Consider the following 22,534-nt stretch of genomic DNA (forward strand, 5'->3'; position numbering starts at 1 on the left):
AAGACCATGTCGTCTTTGACGCGCTCACCAAAGGAACGCGGTTCCTGGTATTGGGACCTTGACGAATTTGACACACCTGGCCTCGAGTCGGCTCTGTCACTAGCCGCACGCATGACGGACGTGCTGACCCGGTACGAGCTTCTTGTTCCCAACCAGCTGCAGTACGTGTGGAGCGTCATGGGCGCTGGGACTACGGGCATCCAAACCACTATCGACCTGACGAACGTGCCGCTCGGCGATCCACTTCTTTCGGATCGGGTACGAGGCAGCCGCCCCTCGTCATACCCTGCCGCCCATATCTCTGACGTCGAGGTACTCGGTGCGGGAACGTGGTTTGACGAGCAAGGCCAACGTCGGACAGAGTTTCGCCTCCTGGACCTGTCCATCTCCACCGCACCCACGGGGCTTTCAGCGGAGCTTTCAACCCATTACGACATTTGGGGCCTGTACGACTATTCCGGCCGCCCGCACCCTCAAGTCCGCGAGAACAACGCCCCTCGACTCGTCGACGCACTGAAGGATCTCTCGTCTCTACTCGGAGTGTCGCCCGAGCCAGGGGAACCCACCTACTTCGGTGCGGCAACCGTGGACGGGGTCGCCGATCCAGATGCGGACGAGAACGGGATGGGCCCCGACCTGACGGACTGGCTTCATTGATTGCCAGCCGATTATGGCCACTCACAGCGCGCTATCACAGGTGCGAGTATTGCACCTAGCTACGCAATTCGTATTGTAAGTTTTCTGATCGAACTGGAATTGCATTGTGCCAGCCCAGGACTACGACAGTCAGCTCCTTGAGTCGGTGGCAGTCCGCCGTCGACGGCTGCGTGATGCCGTGCTGTTCGGCGCCCGGCGCCACCGACGCAGCCTCGATGAGCGGCTCGGAAAGGCGTTCGCCGGTCTGGTGATCTCGGCGGTCCTGTGCGCCGGATGCGTGGGGTGGTCGTTCATTTCCCATCGAGTGATCGGGAAAGGCGGATACGGGACATCCGTGCCCGCGTCGACACCATCCGCTCCCACGCCTTCCGCCGCCGGATCTCCGAAGGGCGGGGATTCGACCCGATGATAGGTTCGCACGCGTGATTTCCCAGGAGACTGCCGTTCGCACGGCATTGAGCCGTATCACCTTGGTCGGTGAGCGGCGCCGCATCGATCTGGTGCTGCCGTCGCAAGAGCCGGTCGGTCTGCTGTTGCCCGAAGTGATGCGGTTGCTGGACGACCGCGTCGGCGAACGCCCGCAGGCGCGTCACTTGGTGCTGTCCGACGGCAGCGCTCTGGAACCGGACGTGTCGCTGGCGGAAGCCGGCGTGCCGGACGGTGCCACACTGCGCCTGGTGCGGCTCGAAGACGCTCCGTCCGCTCCGGTCGTGCACGACGTAAGTGACGAGGCAGCCCATGATGTAGACGTGCGGGTCTGGCGGTGGAGTGCGCGGGCGCGCCGCATCGTCGCCGCTGTCACGTGTGTCGTCTTCGCCGTGGTCGCGTCCCTCATGGCACGGGCGGGGTACGAGACGAAGGATGTCGCGAGTGCCCTGGGTGTTGCCGCGGTCATGGCATCCGCGGCAGGCGCACTGCTCGGCCGGGCCGGGCGCAAGGGGCTCGGCACCGCGCTGATCAGTGCCGGGGCTGCCGTAGGGGTGCTGGCCGCGTGGGCCTTCGTGGACGCTCAAGGGTCGTCCTGGGCAGTCCGTTGGGGCACTGAGGCCGCGGTAGTGGTGGCGGCGTTGGCGCTGCTCGGGTGGTTCTCGCCGTTCGGGCGCGGTGCGCTCATCGGTGCCGGAGCCTTGGCAGGAGCGGCCGTGTGCTGGGAGTTCGCGCTCGCGGTGCAGTCGAATGGCGAGGAGGTCGTCGGTTCGGCGCGTGCGGCAGCGGTCATGGCGGTGGTTTCCGTGGTCGCGTTGGGCGTACTGCCGCGGCTTGCGCTGATGGCATCGGGGCTGTCGGGGCTCGATGACCGGCGTTCGTCGGGCTCGTCGGTGAGCCGCTTGCAGGTGACGACCGCAATCGCGGCTTCGCACCGGGGGCTGGCGCTGGCGACGGTGGTCATGGCTGTATGCGGGATGGTCGCCGGAATCATGGTGGTGCGTACGGTGACCGTGTGGACGGTGCTGCTCGCCGTGGCCGTCGCGCTGGTGCTCGCCCTGCGGGCACGGGCCTATCCATTGGTGGCCGAGGTAGTCGCACTGCTGGTCGCATCCTGCGTAGTGGTGGTGCGACTGGTGTGGTTGTGGTCGGAGCGGCACGGCGCCACGGGGCCGCTCGCCCTGCTGGTACTCCTGGCGCTGGTGCCGTTGGGTGTGCTCGCGGTGCAGCCGGCCGAGCACGTCCGGGTCCGGCTGCGCAAGCTGGGGGACGTGCTGGAGTCAGTCGGTGTGATCGCTCTGTTCCCGTTGGTGCTCGGGGTGTTCGGGGTGTACGGGCGGCTGCTGGGTACCTTCGCGTGAGGTGTGGGTGATGACTTCTTCCGGCCGGTGGCAGAACGACGTACTGCGGGAACTCAGCGCGTCCGCCGAGCAGCCCAAGCCCACTGAACAAGCCGGATCCACTGACGGCCGCTCGCCCCTGCCCGCCTGCCGACCGGAAGAGCAGCGCCCGCACCCCGGGCAGCCGCATCCGCCGTCCCAGCCGGTAGCCGTCCCTAATGTGGCGCAGCCTGCCCCGCACCCACAGGCTCCCCCGGCACCGCACCCGCGGTCCTCTCCAGAGGCAACCTCGCACGAGGCACAGCCGACACCTCCCGTCCAGCCCCAGGTGCCGTCACCTTCGGCCACGCCCACCTCTGCCCAGCGGGCCGTGCCTCGCACGTCCGGCCCCTCCCGTCGAGGCCGGCCCCCGGCCGTGACGCCAGAGTCCGTACCCACACTCGACCCCCGTCTGGCCCTCGCGCTGGGCACGCCGCAGCACGGCGATTCGGTGGCCCGCCGCACTGGTCGGTCGCTGCGCAAGCTGACGTCGTCCGCGGCGCGTGAGGTCTCCGAGGAGACCCGGCTCGCCGGGCTGCTGCAGCAGCCGGTGACCACCGGCCGCGTGATCGCGGTGACCTCGATCCGCGGGGGCGTGGGCAAGACCACCACCGCCGCGTTGCTGGCCCGCGCCCTCAACCATTACCGCCACGATCCGGTCCTGGCCCTGGACGCGGACTCCGCGCTGGGCACGCTGCCGGTCCGGCTCGGGGCGGAATCGGTGCGCTGGGCCTGCGCCGACTTGGCCCAGATCCTGACCCCGTCCATGCAATTGACCGACGTCACCGGCTATCTGGTGCCCGTCGCGGACGGCGGGTGGCTGCTGCCCGCCAGCCAGGGCCGGCTCAGCGCACCGCTGGACATCCCCACCTACCGCACGGTCACGCTCGCGCTGCGTCGCTACTTCGCGGTGACGGTGGTGGACTGCGAGTCCCTGCCGGGCGAGGTGGCGCGGACTGCGATGGACACCGCGCACGCCCGGGTGGTCGTCGCCCCCCAGACCGCCGAGGGCGTCAACGGCACCCGGACCGTCCTGGACTGGCTCGGCCAGTTGCCGCATGCCGCGCTCGCCTCCACCGTCGTAGCGCTCACCACGAACAGCAACGATCCGAGCCTGGCGCTGTCCACGGCCCTGACCCATCTTCGCGAGACAGGCGTCACCGTGATCCATCTCCCCTACGACCGGCAATTGTCGGGCGGCGGTCCGATCCGTACCGACCGACTCGGACAGGCCACCCGGCGGGCCGCGACCGAACTGGCCGCCGAGGCGATGCAGCGGGCGGTACGCGTTCGATGACTCAACACCTCATCCACCGCCCGGCGCGCTCGCACCGCCCGCTGCCGCCTGTCGAGCCGCGCACCATCGAGCCGCCACCGAACCTGCCCGAAGGCAAGACGGGCACCGCGGCCACCGCGCTGCTGCCCATGGCGGGCGTCATGGGCTCGGTCGTGATGATGACCGTGATCCGCTCCAGCCAGTTCGCCGGACTCGGCGCCGTCGTCCTGGTCATCGCGTTGCTCGGCGCGGTTGCGCTGTTCCTGTCCCAGCGCGGCAAGGCGCAGCGCCAGCGCCGTACCCAGCGCGAGCGTTACCTGGAGTACCTCGAAGAGTTGCGCACCGAGCTGGCCCAGGCGGAGAACGAGCGCCGCCGGGCCGCTCGCTTCCTGCACCCGGCCCCGGCGGCCCTGTACGACCTGGTGCGCGATCCGGCACGGTTGTGGGAGCGGCGCCGCTCCGATGCCGACTTCCTCCAGACACGGATCGGGACCGGCGACGTGCCGATCCAGGAGTTGGCCATCGCGCAGAACGCGTCCGGTGGGGCCATGACCCCACCGGATCCGTTCATGCTGAACGAGGCCCGCGCTCTCCAAGCGCGTTACGCGATCACGCCGGACCATCCGCTGACGGTACCGCTGGACCGGGCCGGCAACGTCAGCATCGTCGGCGACCGTGATGGCGTGCTCCGCATCGCCCGCGCCCTGCTGATGCAGACAGCGGTCACGCACGCCCCGGACGACGCGGCGCTCGCGCTCGCCGTGCCCGGCGAACACATCGCGGAGTGGGAGTGGGCCAAGTGGCTTCCCCACGTCCTCGACCCGCACGCCCCCGAGGGCGCCGGCGCCGTGCGCCGTATCGCGCCTGATTTGCCCCAGCTCGCTCACGTCATCGGCAGCGACCTGAAACGACGCGCCTCCTACGCCGCGGAGGTGCGACGCGGCCTTGCCGACAAGAAGGCCCTCAACCTGACCGACCGACTCCTCGTCCTCCACGACACCCACGGGGAGAACGCCACCGACCTGCCCCGCCCGGACACGGCCGTCCCGCTCGACGCCATGGGCATCACAGTCGTACACCTCCTGGCCGAACAGCGGCACGAGCCCGACCACGTCGCGGTCCGCATCACCGTCGACGGCGAGCACGTGACCGTGGACGACCTGCGTCCGCAGCAGACCGTGCGCACCCAAGGACTCGCCGACGAGGCGAGCCAAGCTGCCGCCGAGGGGCTCGCCCGGATGCTGGCTCCGTTGCGCCTGTCCGCCGAGTCGGCCGCCGAGGGCGCCCCGGTCTCCGGCCCGGTCGACTTCCCCCAACTCCTGGGCGTCGACGACATGGCCGCCCTCGACCTGCCCCGCCAGTGGTCACCGCGCGGCGAGCGCGACTTCCTGCGCGTGCCGATCGGCGTCGACGACCACCACCAGCCGGTCCTTCTCGACCTCAAGGAATCCGCCGAACTGGGCATGGGACCGCACGGGTTGTGTGTCGGCGCCACCGGGTCCGGCAAGAGCGAGCTGCTGCGCACCCTGGTCCTCGCCCTGGTCACCACGCACGCCCCCGACGACCTCGCTATGGTCCTGGTCGACTACAAGGGCGGCGCCACCTTCGCTCCCTTCACCGACTTGCCTCACGTCGCCGGTGTCATCACCAACCTGGAGAACCAGGCAGGTCTCGTCGAACGCGTCCACACCTCGCTGGCCGGTGAGATCAAACGCCGCCAGCAGGTGCTGAAGGACGCAGGCAACATCGCCGACATCGGCCACTACCGCGCCCTGCGCGCCGGCGAACGCCCCGACCTGGACCCGCTCCCCCACCTCTTCGTCGTCATCGACGAGTTCGGCGAACTCCTGACCGCCAAGCCGGACTTCATCGACCTGTTTCTGTCCATCGGCCGGATCGGCCGCTCCATCGGAGTGCATCTGCTGCTGTCCAGCCAGCGCATCGAGGGCGGCAAACTCAAGGGCCTGGAGACCTACCTGTCCTACCGCCTCGGCCTGCGCACCTTCTCCGCCGACGAGTCCCGTACGGTCCTGGAGACCACGGACGCCTTCCACCTGCCGCCCCTGCCGGGCTTCGGCTACCTCAAGGTCGACACCTCCACCTACACCCGGTTCAAGGCGGGTTACGTCTCCGGCGCCTACCGCGGCCCCGCCCTGCGCGAGAAGGCTGCCGACACCGCACCGCTCGTCTGGCCCTACTCGGCCTACAACACACCCCAAACGCCGGCAACCACACCGCAAGAGGGGCCCGTACCGGCGATGCAGGAGCGTGAGACGGGTCCGACCGTCCTGTCCACCGCGGTCGGCCAACTCACCGAGGCCGCCGAGCCGGTACGCCGCATCTGGCTGCCGCCCTTGCCCGCCAGTGTCTCGCTCGACACGGCCGCGGGCCCCCTTCAGGCAACGTCCGACGGCCTGCGCCTGGCCCTGACCCGAGGGCCGCTGCGGGTGCCGCTCGGTGTCCTGGACGACCCGGCCAGGCAGTGGCAGGGCCCCTGGGTGCATGACCTGAACACAGCCGGCGGACACACTGCCGTCATCGGCGGCCCGCAATCCGGCAAGACGACCCTGCTGCGCACCCTCGCCCTCTCCCTCGCACTCACCCACACCCCGAACGACGTCGCCCTCTACGGCCTTGACCTGGCCGGCGGCGGCCTGAGCGCGCTGGCCGACCTGCCGCACGTCGGCGGCATCGCGGGCCGCGCCGACCGCGAACGCGCCGCGCGGACCGTCGCCGAGGTCCGCGCCATGCTCGACACCCGCGAGACGGTCTTCCGCGAGCACGGCATCGACTCCATCGACCAGTTGCGTACTTTGCGTGCCCAGGGCCGCCTGCCCGAACTGGGCTCCACCGACATCGTGCTGCTCATCGACGGATACGGCGCGCTGCGCGACGAGTTCGCCCACCTCGACGACGCGGTCGCCGACCTCCTCAAGCGCGGCAGCGGCTACGGCATCCACATCGTGGCCGGCATGCTCCGCTGGAACGACGTCCGCATCGCTACCCAATCGATGTTCGGCAGCCGCATCGAGCTGCGCCTGAACGACCCCAGTGACTCCTCCATCGAGCGCAAGCTCTCCGAGACCCTGACCGCCGACGCCCCGGGCCGGGCCCTCACCCAGGACAAGCTCTTCGCGCACACGGCCCTGCCCCGCATCGACACGCGGGCCACCGCCGACAGCCTCGGCCCGGCGCTGCAGGAGGCCACCCGGACCATCCGCGCCACCTGGCATGGCGAACTGGCCGCTCCTGTACGGGTATTGCCCGCCGTGCTGCCCGCGCAACGCCTGCCGTCCCCCGCCGCCGAGCCGCACACCGTACCGATCGGCGTCGACCAGGACACCCTCTCCCCCACCCTCCTCGACCTGTTCACCACCGATCAGCACCTGCTGATCCTCGGCGACAACGAATGCGGCAAGACCAACCTCCTCAAACTGATCTCCCGGTCCCTCGTCGAGCGCCACAGCGCCGACGAACTGGTCTTCGGCATCTTCGACCCGCGCCGCGGCCTGCGCGGCGTCATTCCAGAGCCCTACCGCGGCGGCTACGCCCACAACGCCAAGCTCGCCGCCGCCCTCGCCACCGGCATCGCCGCCGAACTGGAGAAACGCCTCCCCGAGGTCGCCGACCCGGACGCTACGGAGGCCGAGCCCTCCTTCGCCGGCCCGCGCATCGTCATCCTCGTCGACGACTACGACATCCTCTCCACCGCAGGACAGCAGCCCCTGGCCCCCTTCCTTCCCTACATCTCCTCCGCCCAGGACATCGGCCTGCACTTCGTGGTCACCCGCCGCGTCGCCGGTGCCTCCCGGGCCCTGTACGACCAGTTCCTCACCGCGCTGCGGGAAACCGGCGCCAGCGCATTGGTAATGACCGGCGACCGCAGCGAGGGCCAGCTTCTGCCCGGCCTGTACGCCTCCGCGCAGCCGCCCGGCCGTGGCACCCTGGCCCGCCGCGGCCGCCGCCACCAGTTGATCCAGACCGCGCTGGCCCCAGAGGGCGAGTACACGGAGACCCCGGCATGACCCAGGACTTCATCGCCCTCACCCCGAAGATGCCCGACACCGCGGCACTCGTGGCAGCCCTCCACGCCGGCGGCCCCGACCTGCACCTGTCCACCACCCACGACGACGCGGTCATCCAGCTGTCCACCGCCTCCGGCCGCCCCCTCGTCTCGGTCGAGGCCCCCGTCCTCGTCCACACCCCCGGCGAGGCCCAACGCCTCCTCGGCCCCGACATCACCCCACCCCAGATCCCGTACTGGTGGACCGAGATCCGCGCCTCCACCGCCGTCCCCGAAGCCGAGCCCCTGGCCGCCTCGGTCTGCGGGCGCCTCATCCTGCTGCTCGGCGGAGCCACCTGGCCACGCGACACCACCAGCACCGCACTCGTCGAACCCGCCCCGGACCGCGCCGACGTCACCGCGACACCCGCACCGCACGGAGCCCTCCCCGCCATCGACGTCCTCACCGACTCCACCGCGGTCGTCCTGGCCGACCGCCCTGTCCTCTCCCTGACCGCCTGGCTCTCCGACGTCCTGCGCGCGGTGACCGCCGCCGACCGCGCCCTGCACATCGTCACCCCACCCCACGTACGCCTCACCCTCCCCCTGCGCACAGCCCTGCACGGGGCACCCAACCGCTGGGTCGTCCAAATCCCCGGAGGCGGCTACTACGACGGCCTCTCCGGCGCCGAGCTCATCTGGCTGGACGGCACCTTCACCCCCACCGGCAACGGTCAGGTCGCCGACGCCTTCGCAGCCGGAGCAACTGCCACTGACGAGCACCAGCTCACGCTGAGCTTCCGCACCCTCCAGCTTGCAGACACCGACCTCCTGCTCGGCGGCGCCCTGGAGACAGCTTGGCGTCACCTCACCGGCGAACCCCCTTGCGGCTGGGGCACCGCCGAGCCCGTCAACCTCCCGTGGTCACCACGCCAGATGACCGACCTGGCCCGCGACCGCGCCCCCGATCCCACCCACACCATCGTCACCGGCACACCCGGCCACCCGGCCATCGCCACCCACCGCACCACCCGCACCACGGCGGGCGTGGCGGAGGACGTCACGCTCACCGTCGGCTACACAGCAGGGCGCTCCGTGCCGCTGGACACGATCGAAGCACTCGCGGCCGAACTCGTCATCACCTCCGGCCTGACCACCATGCTCACCACCCTCACCACCGCCCCCGCCGACCTCACCCTGTCCCCCCGTCTCACCGCTCCCCCGATTCCAGTCGCCTTCACGCTCGGCGCCAGGGACATACAGGCGATCGGACTCGCGTACGCCCGCAGACCTCCGGTCGCCATGAAGCCGGTACAACTCGGCCCGCCCGCCGCCCCAGCCCTGCACTACCCCCTCGGCGACGGCACCGACCCGGCGGCCTGGACCACGCTCCAGCACCTCACGACACACCTCAGATCCCGCTCGGGGACCTCAGGCTGAGCGTGCCGTCCGTGCCCGTGCGACGCGCCCTTGAAGCGAGAACTCGCGAGCCGCCCTCAGGAACGGAAGGTCATATGTCGTATGAGGACCGTGGGGAAGAGATCGCATTGTTGTCCGACCACGCACACGCCGGGCAGGTCGACGAGATCGGCAGTCCCTACATCGAGCATGCCCGGCGATTTCGCACGGCACCCACCGAGCACCGGTCACCGGACGTTCACCCATGTTCTAGCCCTCATCGACAACAGAGCGTTCGATGAACCGCGTCAACGTACGGAGCTGAAAGACACCTTGAGCCTTGGCATCGCGCAGCGTCCCCCACCGACCACCACCTATTCCAAGCTGCGCTTCATCGGTTGTGTTGCTGGTGCAACACGTCGGACCTGCTGCAAGGGGTAGCGAGTCAGGCATACACGCCGTCGCCACTTCAGCATCCTCGCGCTGATCCCAGGTCGTCGAACCGCTTCCGGCCGCCTTCATCTACTCCATAAATCGCGCAACAACCGCTTCCAAACGACGTATTCCGCCGAACCCGAATCGAAACTGGGGTCAAGATTTCGCACGCTTCCATAACCCACAATTCAGGCATGGTGTCACCGCTTCCGACCCCACTCCCACTGGGAGCGACTCCCACCGGCAGCAAGAGCGCCAGCCCATAACCAGAAACCCACCCATACGACGGGCAGCCACAGGTCGCAGGCCGGGCAAGAATGTGCACGCCCGCGCCAGGAATCGATCATGTGCGCATCGGCGTGAGTGGGAGCAAACAGACAAGGGGACACTGGGAGCCCGCTCCCCCTCGCCACGCTCCCACCGGGAGCGTGCGGGCAACAGAAAAGGGCCGTTCGAAAACGGCCCTTCACCTGCGACGTTCGATCGTTCGAACTAGTCGGGACGACAGGATTTGAACCTGCGACCCCTTGACCCCCAGTCAAGTGCGCTACCAAGCTGCGCCACGTCCCGATACCCGCTGACCTGGGCTTTCCCCCTGGCCGAACGTGCACAGAAACCATACCGCACTCGGGGGTGTGGTCGCGCATGGCTTTGGGGACGGGGTCAGTGGGGGGCACGGCGCGGTGGGGCCTGGAGTGAGCGTTGGGGCGGGAGTGGGCCGCGGACCGGTTGCGGGTCCGCTCGGAGTAGGTTTCTGATCGGAGGGATTGTCAGGAGGGCTGTCGCGCAGGCCAGCGTGATCGCGCCGCCTGTGAGCAGGACGTTCTGCGTGCCGAACGTGTTCGCGGCCGGGCCCGCCAGAGCCTGGCCCACCGGGGCCATCGCCAGGGAGCCCGCCACGTCGTAGGCGTGGATGCGGTTGAGGACGTCGTGCGGGACCTGCGTCTGGACGCTGGTTGCCCACATCACTCCCCAGAACGACATGCCCGCGCCCGCCACCGCGCAGCCCGCCATCATGCCGGGCACTCCGAGGCCCGCGCCGACCGACGCCGGGAAGAAGGCGAAGCCGAACAGAGCCACTGAGCCGGCGCGGAGCATGTGGCGGGGGCGTAGGCGCAGGGCGATCAGGCCGCCGATCACGGTGCCCGCGCCCAGCGCCGAGTTGACCAGGCCGTACGCGCGCGGGCCGTGTTCCTGGGTGACCTGGGTCGCGACCAGCGGTACCGCCGGGCCCGACGCGCCGATCATCAGCACGCACCAGACCGCGATCACGCCCCACAGCCACGGGCGGGCGCGGAACTCGTGCCAGCCCTGGGTCAGGTCCGCCACGAAACCCCGGCCGGCCACGCCAGTGGCGTCATCGGCAGCGGGCCGTGGCAGGCGCAGGAGGAGCAAGCAGAGTGCGCTCAGGGCGTACGTCGCCGCGTGCGCCGCGAAGACCACGCCCGGGGACGCGAACGCCACCAGCAGACCCGCCACCGCCGGGCCCGCCAACTGGGAGCCCGACTCGGCCACGCGGATCGCCCCGTTCGCCGCCTGTACGTCTCGGGCCAGGCGGGGCACCGTGCTGGCGACCCCGGGCTGGAAGAGCGCCGACGCCGCACCGTTCACCGCGCCGATCACGCATATCTGCCACAGCACCACATGGCCCGTGAAGAACATCGCCGCGGCCAAGGACTGAGTGACCAAGCGCGTGGCGTCGGCCGCGATCATCAGCCAGCGGGTGTCCAAGCGGTCCGCGAAGACTCCGCCGAAGATCACGAGTCCGGCGAAGCACGCGACGGACGCCGCCATCGCCAGGCCTACCGCGCCCGCGCCGTACCCGTACTGCAACAGGCCCGCGGCCAGCGCGACGGGCAGCATCGTGTCGCCCAGCTTGGCCACGGCCCGCGCCGTGAAGAACAGGCCGAAGTCGCGGGACCAGATGCCTGTGACTGTGCCCATGCCCGCGCTGGCGTCCGTGTTCGTGCCCGTGTCCGTGCCCGTGTCCGTGCCGAGCGGGTGAAACCCGGTCCCCCTCCCGGCCCCGGCCCCGTCCTCTGCCCCCGCGTCCCCCGGCCGGTCGCTACCTCCCCCGGTCCCGTCCGTCCCTCCCGCCCCGGCCATGCTCCTCCGCCCCTCGCCCAGCGCCCCGCCCTCGTCCGCAGCGGATCATGTCATGTGCATCCGCTCCGGCCCCACGAGATCTCAGTCCACGGGCGGCTGCGCCAACTCCGGGTGCGCGTCGAGGAGCCGGGGCGGGGCCGCCTGGCGCCAGGAGTCGGTGAGGATTGCCCGTAGTTCGTCCGTGTCGTCGAGGGCGGCGAGCCGGGCGCGGACCCAGGCGGAGTACGCCTCGTGCTCCGCGACCCAGAACTTGTCGGGCTCGGCGAGGACCAGCTCGTCGCGGTCCACCTTCGGGCAGCGGACGGCGATCGACGTCTCCTCCTCGGGCAGCGTGATGAACATCTTCCCCGCGACCCGGAACGTCGGCATCGACCAGGCGATCTTCTCCGTCGTCTCCGGCAGGGACAGGGCGATGGCGCGTACATCCTCGGCATCCGGCATGGGAGGCACCGTAACCCCAGGCACTGACAACGCCGTTTCGTCGTGCCTCGGCCTGCCGGTCGCCCGGACGGTTTCGGCGCCCCACCCCGCTACGGCACCCTCTTGTCCAGCCAGGCCAGCAGATCCGCCTGCACCTCGTCCCGGTTCGTCTCGTTCAGGATCTCGTGGCGCGCGCCTTCGTAGCCGCGCCAGGTCAGATCGGTGACGCCGACGTAGCGGAAGTCCTCCAGGAGTTCGTGGACGAGGGTCATGCGCTGGTTGCAGGGGTCCTCGGTGCCGACCGCCACGTGGATGGGGAGGTCGGCGGGGATGCGGGCCAGGTTCGCCGGGTCGTTGATGCGGCGTACGGCGCGGACCCAGTCGAGGGTGAGGCCCGCCGCGAAGGGGAAGCCGCAGCGTTCGTCGGCCACGTACGCGTCGACCTCGGCCTCGTCCCGCGAGAGCCATTCGAAGCCGGTGCGGTGCGGGTACGGGTCGTTGAAGGAGGCGAAGAGGTCGGTGACGTAGGAGGAGGGTGCGGCGCGGCCCGTGCGGGCGATGTCGGCCTCCAGGGAGGCGATCGAGGCCTCGTTGTCGGCGCCGGGCAGGGAGCGGAACGTACCGGAGAGGATCAGTCCCATCAGGTCGTCCGCGTGGCGCTGCGCGTACTCGCGGGCGAGGAGGGAGCCGAGGCTGTGGCCGAGCAGGACGAAGGGCACGTCCGGGTGGAGGGCGCGGGCCTGGTCGCCGATGGCCTTGATGTCCTCGACGATCGCGATCCAGGCGTCGACCGTGCCGGGTTCGGCGTCGTCCGTCACGCCGAGGCCGCCCGTGCTCGCGGCGGTGGCGCCGTGGCCGCGGTGGTCGGAGGCGATCACGCCGTAGCCCTGGGCGGTCAGGAAGCGCGCGAAGCGGTCGTAGCGCAGGCCGTGCTCGGCGGCGCCGTGTGCGATCTGCACGAACGCGCGCGGCCTGCCGCCCTCGGGCAGCCAGGTGTACGTGGCCACGGTCGCGCCGTCGCCGGTGCTCAGCGCGCTGGTGGTGTACGCGGGGTCGGTCATGGGGCGGCTCCTGGTCGGTCGTCGTCGCTGGTGCGGATCACTGTTCACGGCTCTCTGCACCTCCCCTGCCCCGTTCTCCGTCATACCTGCCGGGCGGCCACGATGGGCTGTGCGGGGTGCTTGTAGAAGACCGTCGTCGGACGCAGCGTCCCCGCCGGGTCGGCCGCGTAGTCGGGGATGACGCCGGCCTCGGTCCAGCCCTCCGCGCGGTAGAGGGTCTCGGCGGGGCTGCCCGTCTCCGTGTCGAGGACGAGGAGGGAGACGCCCGCCTCGGCCGCCGCCCGCTCGACAGTGGCGAGCAAGGCGCGGGCCAGTCCCTTGCCGCGTGCCGCGCTGTGCACCATCAGCTTGATCACCTCGGCCCGGTGGCGGCCTGTGGCCTTGTCGCTGCGCGCCAGGGAGACCGTGCCGACGCAGCGGCCCGCGTGTGCGTCCACCGCGGCCCAGACCGTCAGCTCTCCGCGCTCGACGGCGGGCGTCCGCGCGCGCCACCAGTCGGCGGCCGAACTCGGGGTCAGCCCGTCGAGGAAGCCGAGTGAGCTGCCCTCGTTCACCGTGTCGGCCAGCAGTGCGCCCAGGTCGTCCGCGTACGACGTGAACTGCTCCGGCGTCAGGCGGTGGATGTCCGCGGTCACGGGGCCACCACCACGAGCGCGTACCGCACGCCCTCGGGGCCCGGGCAGTGGAAGTGCGTCGGGCCCCACACGCGGAAGCGGAGGCAGTCGCCGGTGGTGAGGGTGTGGGTGGTGGACTGCACCGTCAGGTCGAGGCGGCCGTCCAGTACCCAGATGTGCTGTTCGAGGCCGGGGACGGGCGGGCGGTCGTAGGCGATGTCGGCGTACGGCTCCAGGTGGCCCTCGATCAGTTCTGCGCGCAGACCCGCGAGGGGCGGGGAGACCGAGCGGCGCACGAAGCCGCTCGCGTCGTCGCGCCACACCGGCTGCTCGGCGGCGCGGAGGACCTGCGCCGGGGCCGACTCGACCTCGCTGAGCAGTTGCGACATGGTGCGTCCGTAGACGGCGCAGAGGCGGTTCAGGAGGGCGGCGGTCGGGCTGATCTCGGCGCGTTCGGCGCGGGACAGGGTGGAGCGGCTCACGCCACTGCGGTCCGCCAACTCGCCCAGGGAGTAACCGTGTTCGGCCCGCAGCTCGGCCAGGCGAGCACCCAGGCGCACGTCGACCGGGTCCCCCTCCTCGGCATCGTCACGCACATCCGGGGATCTCATATCCGGCACGCTATCCCAGATATGAGACAGACACCAGAGGTCTCAGGCGCCCCTGCCACTCGCCCATGAGACAGGTACCGGAGGTCTCAGGCGGCCTGGCCACCGCCCATAAGACAGGTACCACCTACCTCGGGCCGCCTGGGCCACCCGCCCATAAGACAGGCACCAGGCACCTCAGCGCCGCCTCAGCCGCCCGCCCATAAGACAGGCGCCAGACGCCTCCGGGCCGCCTGGGCCACCCGCCCATGAGACAGGTACCACCTACCTCGGGCGGCCGCGGCCACCCGCCCCTGAGACAGATACCGAAGGCCTCCGGCGGCCTCGCCACCCGCCCCTAGGACAGCCACCAGACACCTCTGGGCCGCCTGGGCTACCCACCCATGAGACAGGTACCAGAGGCCTCGGGCGGCCTGGGCCACCGCCTATGAGACAGCCACCAGAGGTTCCCGGCGGCCTCGCCACCCGCCCATGAGACCGCCACCAGACGCCTCCGGCGGCCTCGCCCCTCATAAGACCGCCACCGAAGACCTCAGGCAGCCTGGCCACCCGCCCACACGACAGCCACCAAACACCACCGGGCGGCCTAGCCACCCACCCACAAAACCGCCACCAAACACCCCCAGGCCACCTAGCCACCCACCCACAAAACCGCCACCAAACACCCCCAGGCCACCTAGCCACCCACCCACAAGACAGCCACCAAACACCTCAGCGCCGCCTCAACCCCCCGCCGCCTCCCCCAGCGCCCCCAGCACCGGCCGGATCAGCGGATGCGTCTCCGCTCCGTGGCGGACCGCCGCGAACACCTTTCGCGTCGGCGCCACCCCCTCGATCGGGCGGACGACGACCTCGCTCAGGTCCATGCCGACCAGGGCCGAGCGCGGGACGAGGGCCACGCCCGCGCCCGCCGACGCGAGGGCGACGACCGCGCGGAAGTCGTCGGAGGAGTGCTCGAACTGCGGGGAGAAACCGGCGTGTTCGCAGGCCAGGACGACCACGTCGTGGCAGGGGTTGCCGGGGTAGGGGCCGATCCAGGTGTCCTTCGCCAGTTCGGCGACCGGGACGAGCGGTACGCGGTCGGGGTCGGCGAGGCGGTGGGTCACCGGGAGCACCGCGTCGAAGGGCTCCGCGTAGAGGGGCACCCGCGTGATCCGGTCGTCGTCGGCGCCGGGCGCGCCCCGGTACTCGACGGCGACCGCCACGTCGATGCGGCGTTCGAGCAGCATGGGCAGGCTCGCGTCGCCCTCGGCGTCCTGCACGCGGACGCGGATGCCGGGCGAGCTGTGCGCGAGGCGGGCCAGGGCCGGGCCGACGACCAGGCCGATCCCTGTGGCGAAGGAGGCCAGCGTCACCGTGCCCGCCTCACCCGCGCTGTACGCCGCCAGCTCCGCCTCGGCGCGCTCCAGCTGGGCGAGGACCGCGTTCGTGTGGGTGAGCAGGATCTCACCGGCGGGGGTGAGCCGGACGCCGCGCGCCCCGCGCTCGACCAGCTTGTGGCCCGTCTCCTGCTCCAGGGCGGTGAGCTGCTGGGAGACGGCCGACGGGGTGAGGTACAGCGCGGCGGCAGCCGCCGTGACCGTGCGGTGGTCGGCCACCGCCCGGAGGATGTGCAGTCGCCGCGCTTCGATCATGCCCTGATTATCCCCAACCGTCCGGAGCGCCCGTCACCGGCCACAAGGTGCGTCAGCCCAGCTCCGCCCGCGCCGCCACGAACGCGTCCACCGCCCGGTTCACGTCCTCCGTCGAGTGCGCCGCCGACAGCTGGACGCGGATACGGGCCTGGCCCTGCGGCACGACCGGGTACGAGAAGCCGATCACGTAGACGCCGCGCTCCAGGAGCAGCTCGGCCATCCGGGCCGCCACCGCCGCGTCGCCGATCATGACGGGGGCGATCGCGTGGTCGCCGGGCAGGATGTCGAAGCCCTCCGCCGTCATCCTGCTGCGGAAGAGCTTGGTGTTGGCGGCGAGGCGTTCGCGCAGGTCACCGGCGGTCTCCAGGAGGTCGAGGACCTTCAGGGACGCGGCGGCGATGACCGGCGCGAGGCTGTTCGAGAAGAGGTACGGGCGCGAGCGCTGGCGCAGCAGGGCGACGATCTCGGCGCGGGCCGCGACGTAGCCGCCGGAGGCGCCGCCGAGGGCCTTGCCGAGGGTGCCGGTGATGATGTCGATGCGGTCCATGACGCCGTGCAGCTCGGGGGTGCCGCGGCCGCCGGGGCCGACGAAGCCGACGGCGTGGGAGTCGTCGACCATGACCATGGCGCCGTGGCGCTCGGCGAGGTCGCAGATGTCGGTGAGCGGCGCCACGTAGCCGTCCATGGAGAAGACGCCGTCGGTGACGATGAGCTTGCGGCGGGCGCCCGCCTCGTCCGCCGCCTTGAGCTGGGCCTCCAGGTCGGCCATGTCGCGGTTGGCGTAGCGGAAGCGCTTGGCCTTGCTGAGCCGGATGCCGTCGATGATCGAGGCGTGGTTGAGGGCGTCGGAGATCACCGCGTCCTCGGGCCCGAGGAGGGTCTCGAAGACGCCGCCGTTGGCGTCGAAGCAGGAGGAGTAGAGGATCGTGTCCTCCTGGCCGAGGAACGCGGACAGGCGCGCCTCCAGCTCCTTGTGCACCTCCTGCGTACCGCAGATGAAGCGGACGGAGGCCATGCCGTAGCCCCAGCGGTCGAGGGCGGCGTGGCCCGCGGCGATGACCTCGGGGTGGTCGGCGAGGCCCAGGTAGTTGTTGGCGCAGAAGTTGAGCACCTCGCCGGGGCGGCCGCCCGCCGTCACGTCGACGGTGGCCGACTGCGGGGTGCCGATGACCCGCTCGGGCTTGTGCAGGCCCGCGGCGACGATCTCGTCGAGGGTGGCCTGGAGGTCTGCGCGTACGTTGTCGAACATGCCGTAAGTCCTAACGCGAAGGGGGGAGTTCAGACGGTCCAGTCGAGGATGACCTTGCCGCCGCGGCCGCTCGCCGCGTCGTCGAAGGCCGCGTCGAAGTCGGTGTACGCGTAGCGTCCGGTGATCACCGGGGCGAGGTCGAGGCCGCCTTCGAGGAGGACCGACATGGCGTACCAGGTCTCGAACATCTCGCGGCCGTAGATGCCCTTGATGGTGATCATCGAGGTGACGATCCGGGCCCAGTCGACGGCGAACTCCTGCGAGGGCAGGCCGAGCATGGCGATCTTGCCGCCGTGGGTCATGTTGGCGAGCATGTCGCGCATCGCGACGGGGTTGCCGGACATCTCCAGGCCGACGTCGAAGCCCTCGCGCAGGCCGAGCGTGCGCTGGCCGTCGGCGATGGTGGAGCCGGCGACGTTCAGGGCGAGGCTGACGCCGATCTTGCGGGCCAGTTCGAGGCGCTCCTCGCTGACGTCGGTGATGACGACGTTGCGGGCGCCCGCGTGCTTGGCGACCGCCGCCGCCATCAGGCCGATCGGCCCGGCGCCCGTGATCAGGACGTCCTCGCCGACGAGCGGGAAGGAGAGCGCGGTGTGCACGGCGTTGCCGAACGGGTCGAAGATCGCCGCCACGTCGAGGTCGACGGGGACGCGGTGCACCCAGACGTTCGAGGCGGGCAGCGCGACGTACTCGGCGAACGCGCCGTCGCGGCCGACGCCGAGGCCGACCGTCGCCCGGCACAGGTGGCGGCGCCCGGCGAGGCAGTTGCGGCACTTGCCGCACACGAGGTGGCCCTCGCCGCTGACCGTGTCGCCCACCGCTATGTCGGCGACGTCACGGCCGGTCTCCACGACCTCGCCGACGAACTCGTGGCCGAGGACGAGCGGCGCGCCGACCACCGACTGCGCCCACCCGTCCCAGCTGCGGATGTGCAGGTCGGTGCCGCAGATCCCGGTCCGCTTGACCTTGATCAGTACGTCGCCGGGGCCGATGGACGGCTCCGGCACGTCCATCAGGCTCAGTCCCGGTTCGGCCTTCTCCTTGACCAGTGCCTTCAACGGCTCGGCTCCTGTCGTGGCGTCTGTGGTGGCCTCGTCCGCACGCGGGCAGGGCGCAGCGGCCCGCCGACCGCGGAGAGTGCGAGAAAAGTCTGGGGCGGCGGCCGATCCGACCGTCACCCCAGACTCTTCCGTACCGCGCCGCCCCAGGTCCATCGAGGTTTTCTTAACCGGCGCCGCAGCTTTCCTACAGGCCGACGGCCCGCCCCCGCACCACTTCCATCAGCTCTCCGGCCAGCGCCTTGATCGTCGTCAGACCGGCCCTCCCCCACGCGCGCGGGGCCGTGTCCACCACGCACACGGTGCCGAACGCGAGGCCCGTACGGTCGTCGAGCAGCGGGGCGCCCAGATAGGAGCGGATGCCTATCTCGTCGACGACCGGGTTGCCCGCGAACCTCGGGTAGTCGCAGACGTCCTCCAGGACGAGCGCCTTGCGCCGCACGACGACGTGCGGGCAGTAGCCGTGGTCCCGCGCCATGTAGCGGCCCGCCCCCGGCCCGGCGGACCCGGCCGCCGCCGTCGCGCCGAGTTCACCGCCGCGCCGGGTGCCGTCGGGCGTGTGCAGGCCCGCGAAGAACTGGCGGTTCTCGTCGATGAAGTTGACCATGGCGTACGGCGCCCCGGTCACGTCGGCGAGCCGGTCCGCGAACGCGTCGAAGTACGGCTCCGGGCGCAGCCCCAGATCGAGGCGGCGAAGCAGGACCGCCCGCTCGGCGCCCTCCCGGTCGACCGGGGTCAGCAGCAGCCGCCGGTTCGCGTCGTAGGTCATGCGTCCGCTCCCCGCTCCGCGCACCTCACGCGCGGGCCCCCGCGGGCGCGGCGTGGGCGAGGAGGTGGCGGACCAGGGTGAGCAGCGTCTGGATGCCGGAGCTGGAGATGCGCGCGTCGCAGCGGACGACGGGCACGCCGGGGTCGAGGTCGATGGCGGCCCGTACCTCCTCGGGTTCGTAGCGGTAGCCGCCGTCGAACTCGTTGACCGCGACGATGAAGCCCATGCCGCGCTCCTCGAAGAAGTCGACGGCGGCGAAGCAGTCCTCCAGGCGGCGGGTGTCGGCGAGGATGACCGCGCCGAGGGCGCCCTCGGACAGTTCGTCCCACATGAACCAGAACCGCTCCTGCCCGGGGGTGCCGAACAGGTACAGGACGTGTTCGGGGTCGAGGGTGATGCGGCCGAAGTCCATGGCGACGGTCGTCTCGACCTTGTTCTCGATGCCGTCGAGGTTGTCGGTCGCGGCGCTGACGGTGGTGAGCAGCTCTTCGGTGCTGAGCGGAGCGATCTCGCTGACCGCGCCGACGAAAGTCGTCTTGCCGACCCCGAACCCGCCCGCGACCAAGATCTTCAGCGCGGTGGGGAAGGGGTCAGAGCTGTCGTCGTAGTCCATCGAGCACTGCCTCCAGTAGGGACCGGTCAGTGGGGTTGTCGTGGAACGTGGGGGGTTTGGTGGTGAGCGCACCGCAGTCGACGAGGTCGGAGAGGACGACCTTGGTGACGGCCGCGGGGAGGCCGAGATGACCGGCGATCTCCGCGACGGAGGTGGGGTGCGCGCACAGGTCGAGCGCCTGGCCGTGCTCCGGTCCCAGGTAGCCGAGGGGGGTCGCCCCGGTGGCCATGACCAGGGACAGGAGGTCCATCGAGGTGCTCGGCCTGGTCCGCCCGTCGATGACGGTGTACGGGCGTACGAGCCGTCCTGCCGCACCGTCGAGCCATGGCCCGTCCTGCGGGGCCGTCACCCTCAATTCCTCATCGCCGAAGGCTCGGAGGCGGGCTGGCGGGGCGCGGTCACGAGGTAGGGGCGCACGCTCTTGACGAGCATCGCCATCTCGTAGCCGAGGACGGCGGCGTCGGCCTCGCGGCCCGCGAGCACCGCCAGGCAGGTGCCGGAGCCCGCGGTCGAGACGAACAGGAGGGTGGAGTCGAGCTCGACCACCACCTGCCGCACCTCGCCGCCGTCACCGAAGCGGACGCCGGCGCTGCGGCCGAGCGAGTAGAGCCCGGAGGCGAGGGCCGCCATGTGGTCGGCGCTGTCGGCGTCGAGTCCGTGGACGGACTTGACGAGGCCGTCGGAGGAGAGGAGCACGGCGCTGTTGGTGTGGGGAACGCGCTGGACGAGGCCGCTCATCAGCCAGTCGAGATCGGACACATGACCCGTCGGCACATCGCTCGCCATGGGGGATCGACTCCTTGGTGGACTGCTCGGTGTGGTGCTGGTCGGGGGTCGGGCGGGGCCGTGCGGCGGCGCCGCCCGGGCATCGGTCATCCGGCGCTGCCGCCGTCGCCGTCCGCGCCTCCCGGCGGTGGTACGTCGCGGGGTTCGGCCTTCTCGGCGAGGGTGATCCCGCGCTGGAAGGCGGCCATGAGCCCGGGGTCGTGCCCGGCCGGCGCCTCGTCGTCCTGGCGCGGGAGGGGACCGCCGCGCAGTTGCGGGGCGAGGTGCTCCTGGGCTCTGCGGCGCGGGAGGCGGGGGCGCTCGATGGTGCCGCGCACCGCGCCGGTGCCCGGGGCGGGCAGTGCGGTCGTGTGCTCCACGACCTGCCGCTCCTCGGGGCGGATGCCGGGGAGGGCGTCGGCGGGGGTGGCGCGTTGGCCTCCGGCGTGGCGCTGCGGAAGGGGGGCGGCGCCGGGGGGCGGGAGGGGCAACTGTTGCGGGGGGTGGGGTTGTTGTGACCGGTGGGAGTTCTGGGGGTGGGGGTGCGGCTGGGGCGACCGGTCGGGGAGCGGGTGCTGCCCGGTCTGTGAGGCCCCTGCCGCGCCTGCCGTTCCCGACGCCGCCGCCGTCCCCGGTGAGGAGGGCGCGGCGCCCGGCGGGAGCACGCTGTCGGCCGTCGCCGCGGCGGCGGCCCGGCGGACGTGCGACGCCTGTTCCCCCCGGCCCATGCCGTTCGCGCCGTTCGTGCCGCCCGCGCCGTCCACGTCGTCCGTGCCCAGCAGCCCCTGCGGCAGTACGAGGACGGCCTGCACTCCCCCGTAGATGTTGGACTGGAGCCGTACGGTGATGCCGTGGCGCCGCGCGAGCTGTGAGACCACGAAGAGGCCGATGCGGCCGTCCTGGAGCAGGCTCGCCACGTTGACCTGGTCGGGGTCGGCGAGCAGCGCGTTCATCTTGTTCTGCTCGGTGACCGGCATGCCGAGCCCGCGGTCCTCGACCTCGACGGCGAGCCCGGAGGTGACCAGGTTGACGCGGAGCAGGACCTGGGTGTGCGGGGCGGAGAAGACCGTGGCGTTCTCGACCAGTTCGGCGAGCAGGTGGATGCAGTCGGCGACGGCGTGTCCGCGCAGGGTGCCGGTGATGGGCGGCACGAGCTTGACCCGGGAGTACTGCTCGACCTCGGCGATGGCGGAGCGCATGACCTCGGTCATGGAGACGGGGTGGCTCCACTGGCGGCGGGAGACGGCGCCGCCGAGCACCGCGAGGTTCTCGGCGTGGCGCCGGATGCGGGTGGCGAGGTGGTCGACGTGGAAGAGGCCCTTGAGCAGGTCGGGGTCCTCGACGTCGTTCTCCAGGTCGTCGAGGATGGAGATCTCGCGGTGCACGAGGGACTGCAGGCGCCGGGCGAGGTTCACGAAGACCTCGACCTTCTGCCGGCTGCCCGCCTGGCTGGAGAGCTGGGTGGCCTGGACGACGGCGGTGACGGCGACGTCCTGGGTGCGGGCCAGGTCGGCGGCGAGCTGCTCGATGTCGTCGGCGCCGGAGGGCGGCGCCTTGACGGCGCGGCGCGGCGGCGGCGCCTCGCCCTTGCGCAACTGTTCGACCAGGCCGCGGAGTTCGGCCTGGCCGCGGGCGGTGGTGCGGCGCAGTACGAGGACCCGGTCGCGGACGGCCGCGGCGGCGCGGTCGGCGGCGAAGGCGGCGATGGCGATGCCCGCGACCGTGACGGCGCAGGCCCCGCCGAGCACCGCCCACAGGGCGAGCCCGGGGCGCACCCCGCTGGACCGTACGGCGAAGAGGACGGCCGCGCTCGCCGCGAGCGCCACCGCGAGCGGCGGCAGGACGGCGAGGCGCAGCAACTGGGGCCGTATGTGGGTCTCGGCGGGGCGGGGCGCGGCCCGCCCCGCGGGCCTGCCGTGCCGGCCGCCTTCGCGACGTTCCGCACGGGCGGCAGGCTGGCGGAGCTGAGACATACGGGGTCCTCGTCCTCGGTTCCCTCGGGGTCTGGGCAGGCCACAGCGGCGCAGGAAAGATCGACCGGGCGTCGCGCGGCGAGCACTCAC

At 71.3% G+C, this 22,534-nt stretch carries 19 protein-coding genes and 1 tRNA gene; 6 read left to right on the forward strand and 14 right to left on the reverse strand.

The window, feature by feature from the left end; genetic code table 11:
• Positions 1–6 precede the first annotated feature (6 nt).
• The 6 genes from ABZ877_RS20835 to ABZ877_RS20860 all read left to right on the forward strand — a co-directional run bounded on the left by ABZ877_RS20835 (position 7) and on the right by ABZ877_RS20860 (position 9,181).
• Complete coding sequence (locus tag ABZ877_RS20835) at positions 7–657, forward strand: hypothetical protein (protein ID WP_361073258.1); 651 nt, start codon at positions 7–9, stop codon at positions 655–657.
• A gap of 106 nt (positions 658–763) precedes the next feature.
• Complete coding sequence (locus ABZ877_RS20840; protein WP_361073261.1) at positions 764–1,066, forward strand: hypothetical protein; 303 nt, start codon at positions 764–766, stop codon at positions 1,064–1,066.
• Between the two features lie 13 nt (positions 1,067–1,079).
• On the forward strand, positions 1,080–2,444 hold the full coding sequence (eccD, locus tag ABZ877_RS20845) for a type VII secretion integral membrane protein EccD (RefSeq protein ID WP_361073265.1): 1,365 nt from the start codon (positions 1,080–1,082) through the stop codon (positions 2,442–2,444).
• A gap of 394 nt (positions 2,445–2,838) precedes the next feature.
• Positions 2,839–3,759: an AAA family ATPase gene (locus ABZ877_RS20850; protein ID WP_361073267.1), complete on the forward strand. Its 921-nt coding sequence runs from the start codon at positions 2,839–2,841 to the stop codon at positions 3,757–3,759.
• Positions 3,756–7,763: a type VII secretion protein EccCa gene (gene eccCa, locus ABZ877_RS20855; RefSeq protein WP_361073270.1), complete on the forward strand. Its 4,008-nt coding sequence runs from the start codon at positions 3,756–3,758 to the stop codon at positions 7,761–7,763. Before ABZ877_RS20850 ends, eccCa begins: the two co-directional genes overlap by 4 nt.
• On the forward strand, positions 7,760–9,181 hold the full coding sequence (locus ABZ877_RS20860) for a DUF6177 family protein (RefSeq protein ID WP_361073273.1): 1,422 nt from the start codon (positions 7,760–7,762) through the stop codon (positions 9,179–9,181). Before eccCa ends, ABZ877_RS20860 begins: the two co-directional genes overlap by 4 nt.
• Positions 9,182–10,070: 889 nt before the next feature.
• Here the strand turns inward: ABZ877_RS20860 and ABZ877_RS20865 are convergent.
• The 14 genes from ABZ877_RS20865 to ABZ877_RS20930 form a co-directional block, all read right to left on the reverse strand.
• Positions 10,071–10,144: transfer RNA gene (locus ABZ877_RS20865), tRNA-Pro, on the reverse strand.
• A gap of 93 nt (positions 10,145–10,237) precedes the next feature.
• Positions 10,238–11,518, reverse strand: a complete 1,281-nt coding sequence (locus tag ABZ877_RS20870; RefSeq protein WP_361073276.1) for an MFS transporter — start codon at positions 11,516–11,518, stop codon at positions 10,238–10,240.
• Positions 11,519–11,761: 243 nt separating this feature from the next.
• On the reverse strand, positions 11,762–12,121 hold the full coding sequence (locus tag ABZ877_RS20875) for an MmcQ/YjbR family DNA-binding protein (protein WP_361073278.1): 360 nt from the start codon (positions 12,119–12,121) through the stop codon (positions 11,762–11,764).
• 89 nt (positions 12,122–12,210) lie between these two features.
• Complete coding sequence (locus ABZ877_RS20880) at positions 12,211–13,161, reverse strand: alpha/beta hydrolase (protein WP_361073281.1); 951 nt, start codon at positions 13,159–13,161, stop codon at positions 12,211–12,213.
• An 80-nt stretch (positions 13,162–13,241) separates the two neighbouring features.
• Positions 13,242–13,739: a GNAT family N-acetyltransferase gene (locus ABZ877_RS20885; protein ID WP_361073440.1), complete on the reverse strand. Its 498-nt coding sequence runs from the start codon at positions 13,737–13,739 to the stop codon at positions 13,242–13,244.
• Between the two features lie 53 nt (positions 13,740–13,792).
• Entirely contained in the window at positions 13,793–14,386 is a 594-nt protein-coding gene (locus ABZ877_RS20890; RefSeq protein WP_361073284.1) for a helix-turn-helix domain-containing protein, read from the reverse strand.
• 719 nt (positions 14,387–15,105) lie between these two features.
• On the reverse strand, positions 15,106–16,017 hold the full coding sequence (locus ABZ877_RS20895; protein ID WP_361073287.1) for a LysR family transcriptional regulator: 912 nt from the start codon (positions 16,015–16,017) through the stop codon (positions 15,106–15,108).
• A 52-nt stretch (positions 16,018–16,069) separates the two neighbouring features.
• Positions 16,070–17,266, reverse strand: a complete 1,197-nt coding sequence (locus ABZ877_RS20900; RefSeq protein ID WP_361073290.1) for a glycine C-acetyltransferase — start codon at positions 17,264–17,266, stop codon at positions 16,070–16,072.
• Between the two features lie 29 nt (positions 17,267–17,295).
• A complete protein-coding gene (tdh, locus tag ABZ877_RS20905) occupies positions 17,296–18,324 on the reverse strand; it encodes an L-threonine 3-dehydrogenase (RefSeq protein ID WP_361073293.1) in 1,029 nt (342 codons plus the stop codon).
• A 187-nt stretch (positions 18,325–18,511) separates the two neighbouring features.
• Positions 18,512–19,093, reverse strand: coding sequence for a GAF domain-containing protein (locus tag ABZ877_RS20910; RefSeq protein WP_361073296.1), 582 nt, complete (start codon positions 19,091–19,093; stop codon positions 18,512–18,514).
• Positions 19,094–19,118: 25 nt separating this feature from the next.
• Entirely contained in the window at positions 19,119–19,706 is a 588-nt protein-coding gene (locus tag ABZ877_RS20915) for an ATP/GTP-binding protein (protein WP_361073299.1), read from the reverse strand.
• Entirely contained in the window at positions 19,684–20,055 is a 372-nt protein-coding gene (locus ABZ877_RS20920) for a DUF742 domain-containing protein (RefSeq protein WP_361073303.1), read from the reverse strand. Before ABZ877_RS20920 ends, ABZ877_RS20915 begins: the two co-directional genes overlap by 23 nt.
• A gap of 2 nt (positions 20,056–20,057) precedes the next feature.
• Positions 20,058–20,492: a roadblock/LC7 domain-containing protein gene (locus ABZ877_RS20925; RefSeq protein ID WP_361073305.1), complete on the reverse strand. Its 435-nt coding sequence runs from the start codon at positions 20,490–20,492 to the stop codon at positions 20,058–20,060.
• Positions 20,493–20,578: 86 nt separating this feature from the next.
• Positions 20,579–22,444, reverse strand: coding sequence for an ATP-binding protein (locus tag ABZ877_RS20930; protein ID WP_361073308.1), 1,866 nt, complete (start codon positions 22,442–22,444; stop codon positions 20,579–20,581).
• Positions 22,445–22,534 lie beyond the last annotated feature (90 nt).

The sequence above is a fragment of the Streptomyces sp. NPDC046939 genome, assembly GCF_040644575.1.
Classification (GTDB): domain Bacteria; phylum Actinomycetota; class Actinomycetes; order Streptomycetales; family Streptomycetaceae; genus Streptomyces.

Excerpts from the sequence above, each read along its gene's own strand:
- ABZ877_RS20835 (WP_361073258.1), top strand. The coding sequence starts at position 7 with ATGTCGTCTTTGACGCGCTCACCAAAGGAACGCGGTTCCTGGTATTGG.
- eccCa (WP_361073270.1), top strand. The coding sequence starts at position 3,756 with ATGACTCAACACCTCATCCACCGCCCGGCGCGCTCGCACCGCCCGCTG.
- ABZ877_RS20860 (WP_361073273.1), top strand. The coding sequence starts at position 7,760 with ATGACCCAGGACTTCATCGCCCTCACCCCGAAGATGCCCGACACCGCG.
- ABZ877_RS20870 (WP_361073276.1), bottom strand. The coding sequence starts at position 11,518 with ATGGGCACAGTCACAGGCATCTGGTCCCGCGACTTCGGCCTGTTCTTC.
- ABZ877_RS20875 (WP_361073278.1), bottom strand. The coding sequence starts at position 12,121 with ATGCCGGATGCCGAGGATGTACGCGCCATCGCCCTGTCCCTGCCGGAG.
- ABZ877_RS20880 (WP_361073281.1), bottom strand. The coding sequence starts at position 13,161 with ATGACCGACCCCGCGTACACCACCAGCGCGCTGAGCACCGGCGACGGC.
- ABZ877_RS20890 (WP_361073284.1), bottom strand. The coding sequence starts at position 14,386 with ATGAGATCCCCGGATGTGCGTGACGATGCCGAGGAGGGGGACCCGGTC.
- ABZ877_RS20895 (WP_361073287.1), bottom strand. The coding sequence starts at position 16,017 with ATGATCGAAGCGCGGCGACTGCACATCCTCCGGGCGGTGGCCGACCAC.
- ABZ877_RS20900 (WP_361073290.1), bottom strand. The coding sequence starts at position 17,266 with ATGTTCGACAACGTACGCGCAGACCTCCAGGCCACCCTCGACGAGATC.
- ABZ877_RS20910 (WP_361073296.1), bottom strand. The coding sequence starts at position 19,093 with ATGACCTACGACGCGAACCGGCGGCTGCTGCTGACCCCGGTCGACCGG.
- ABZ877_RS20915 (WP_361073299.1), bottom strand. The coding sequence starts at position 19,706 with ATGGACTACGACGACAGCTCTGACCCCTTCCCCACCGCGCTGAAGATC.
- ABZ877_RS20925 (WP_361073305.1), bottom strand. The coding sequence starts at position 20,492 with ATGGCGAGCGATGTGCCGACGGGTCATGTGTCCGATCTCGACTGGCTG.
- ABZ877_RS20930 (WP_361073308.1), bottom strand. The coding sequence starts at position 22,444 with ATGTCTCAGCTCCGCCAGCCTGCCGCCCGTGCGGAACGTCGCGAAGGC.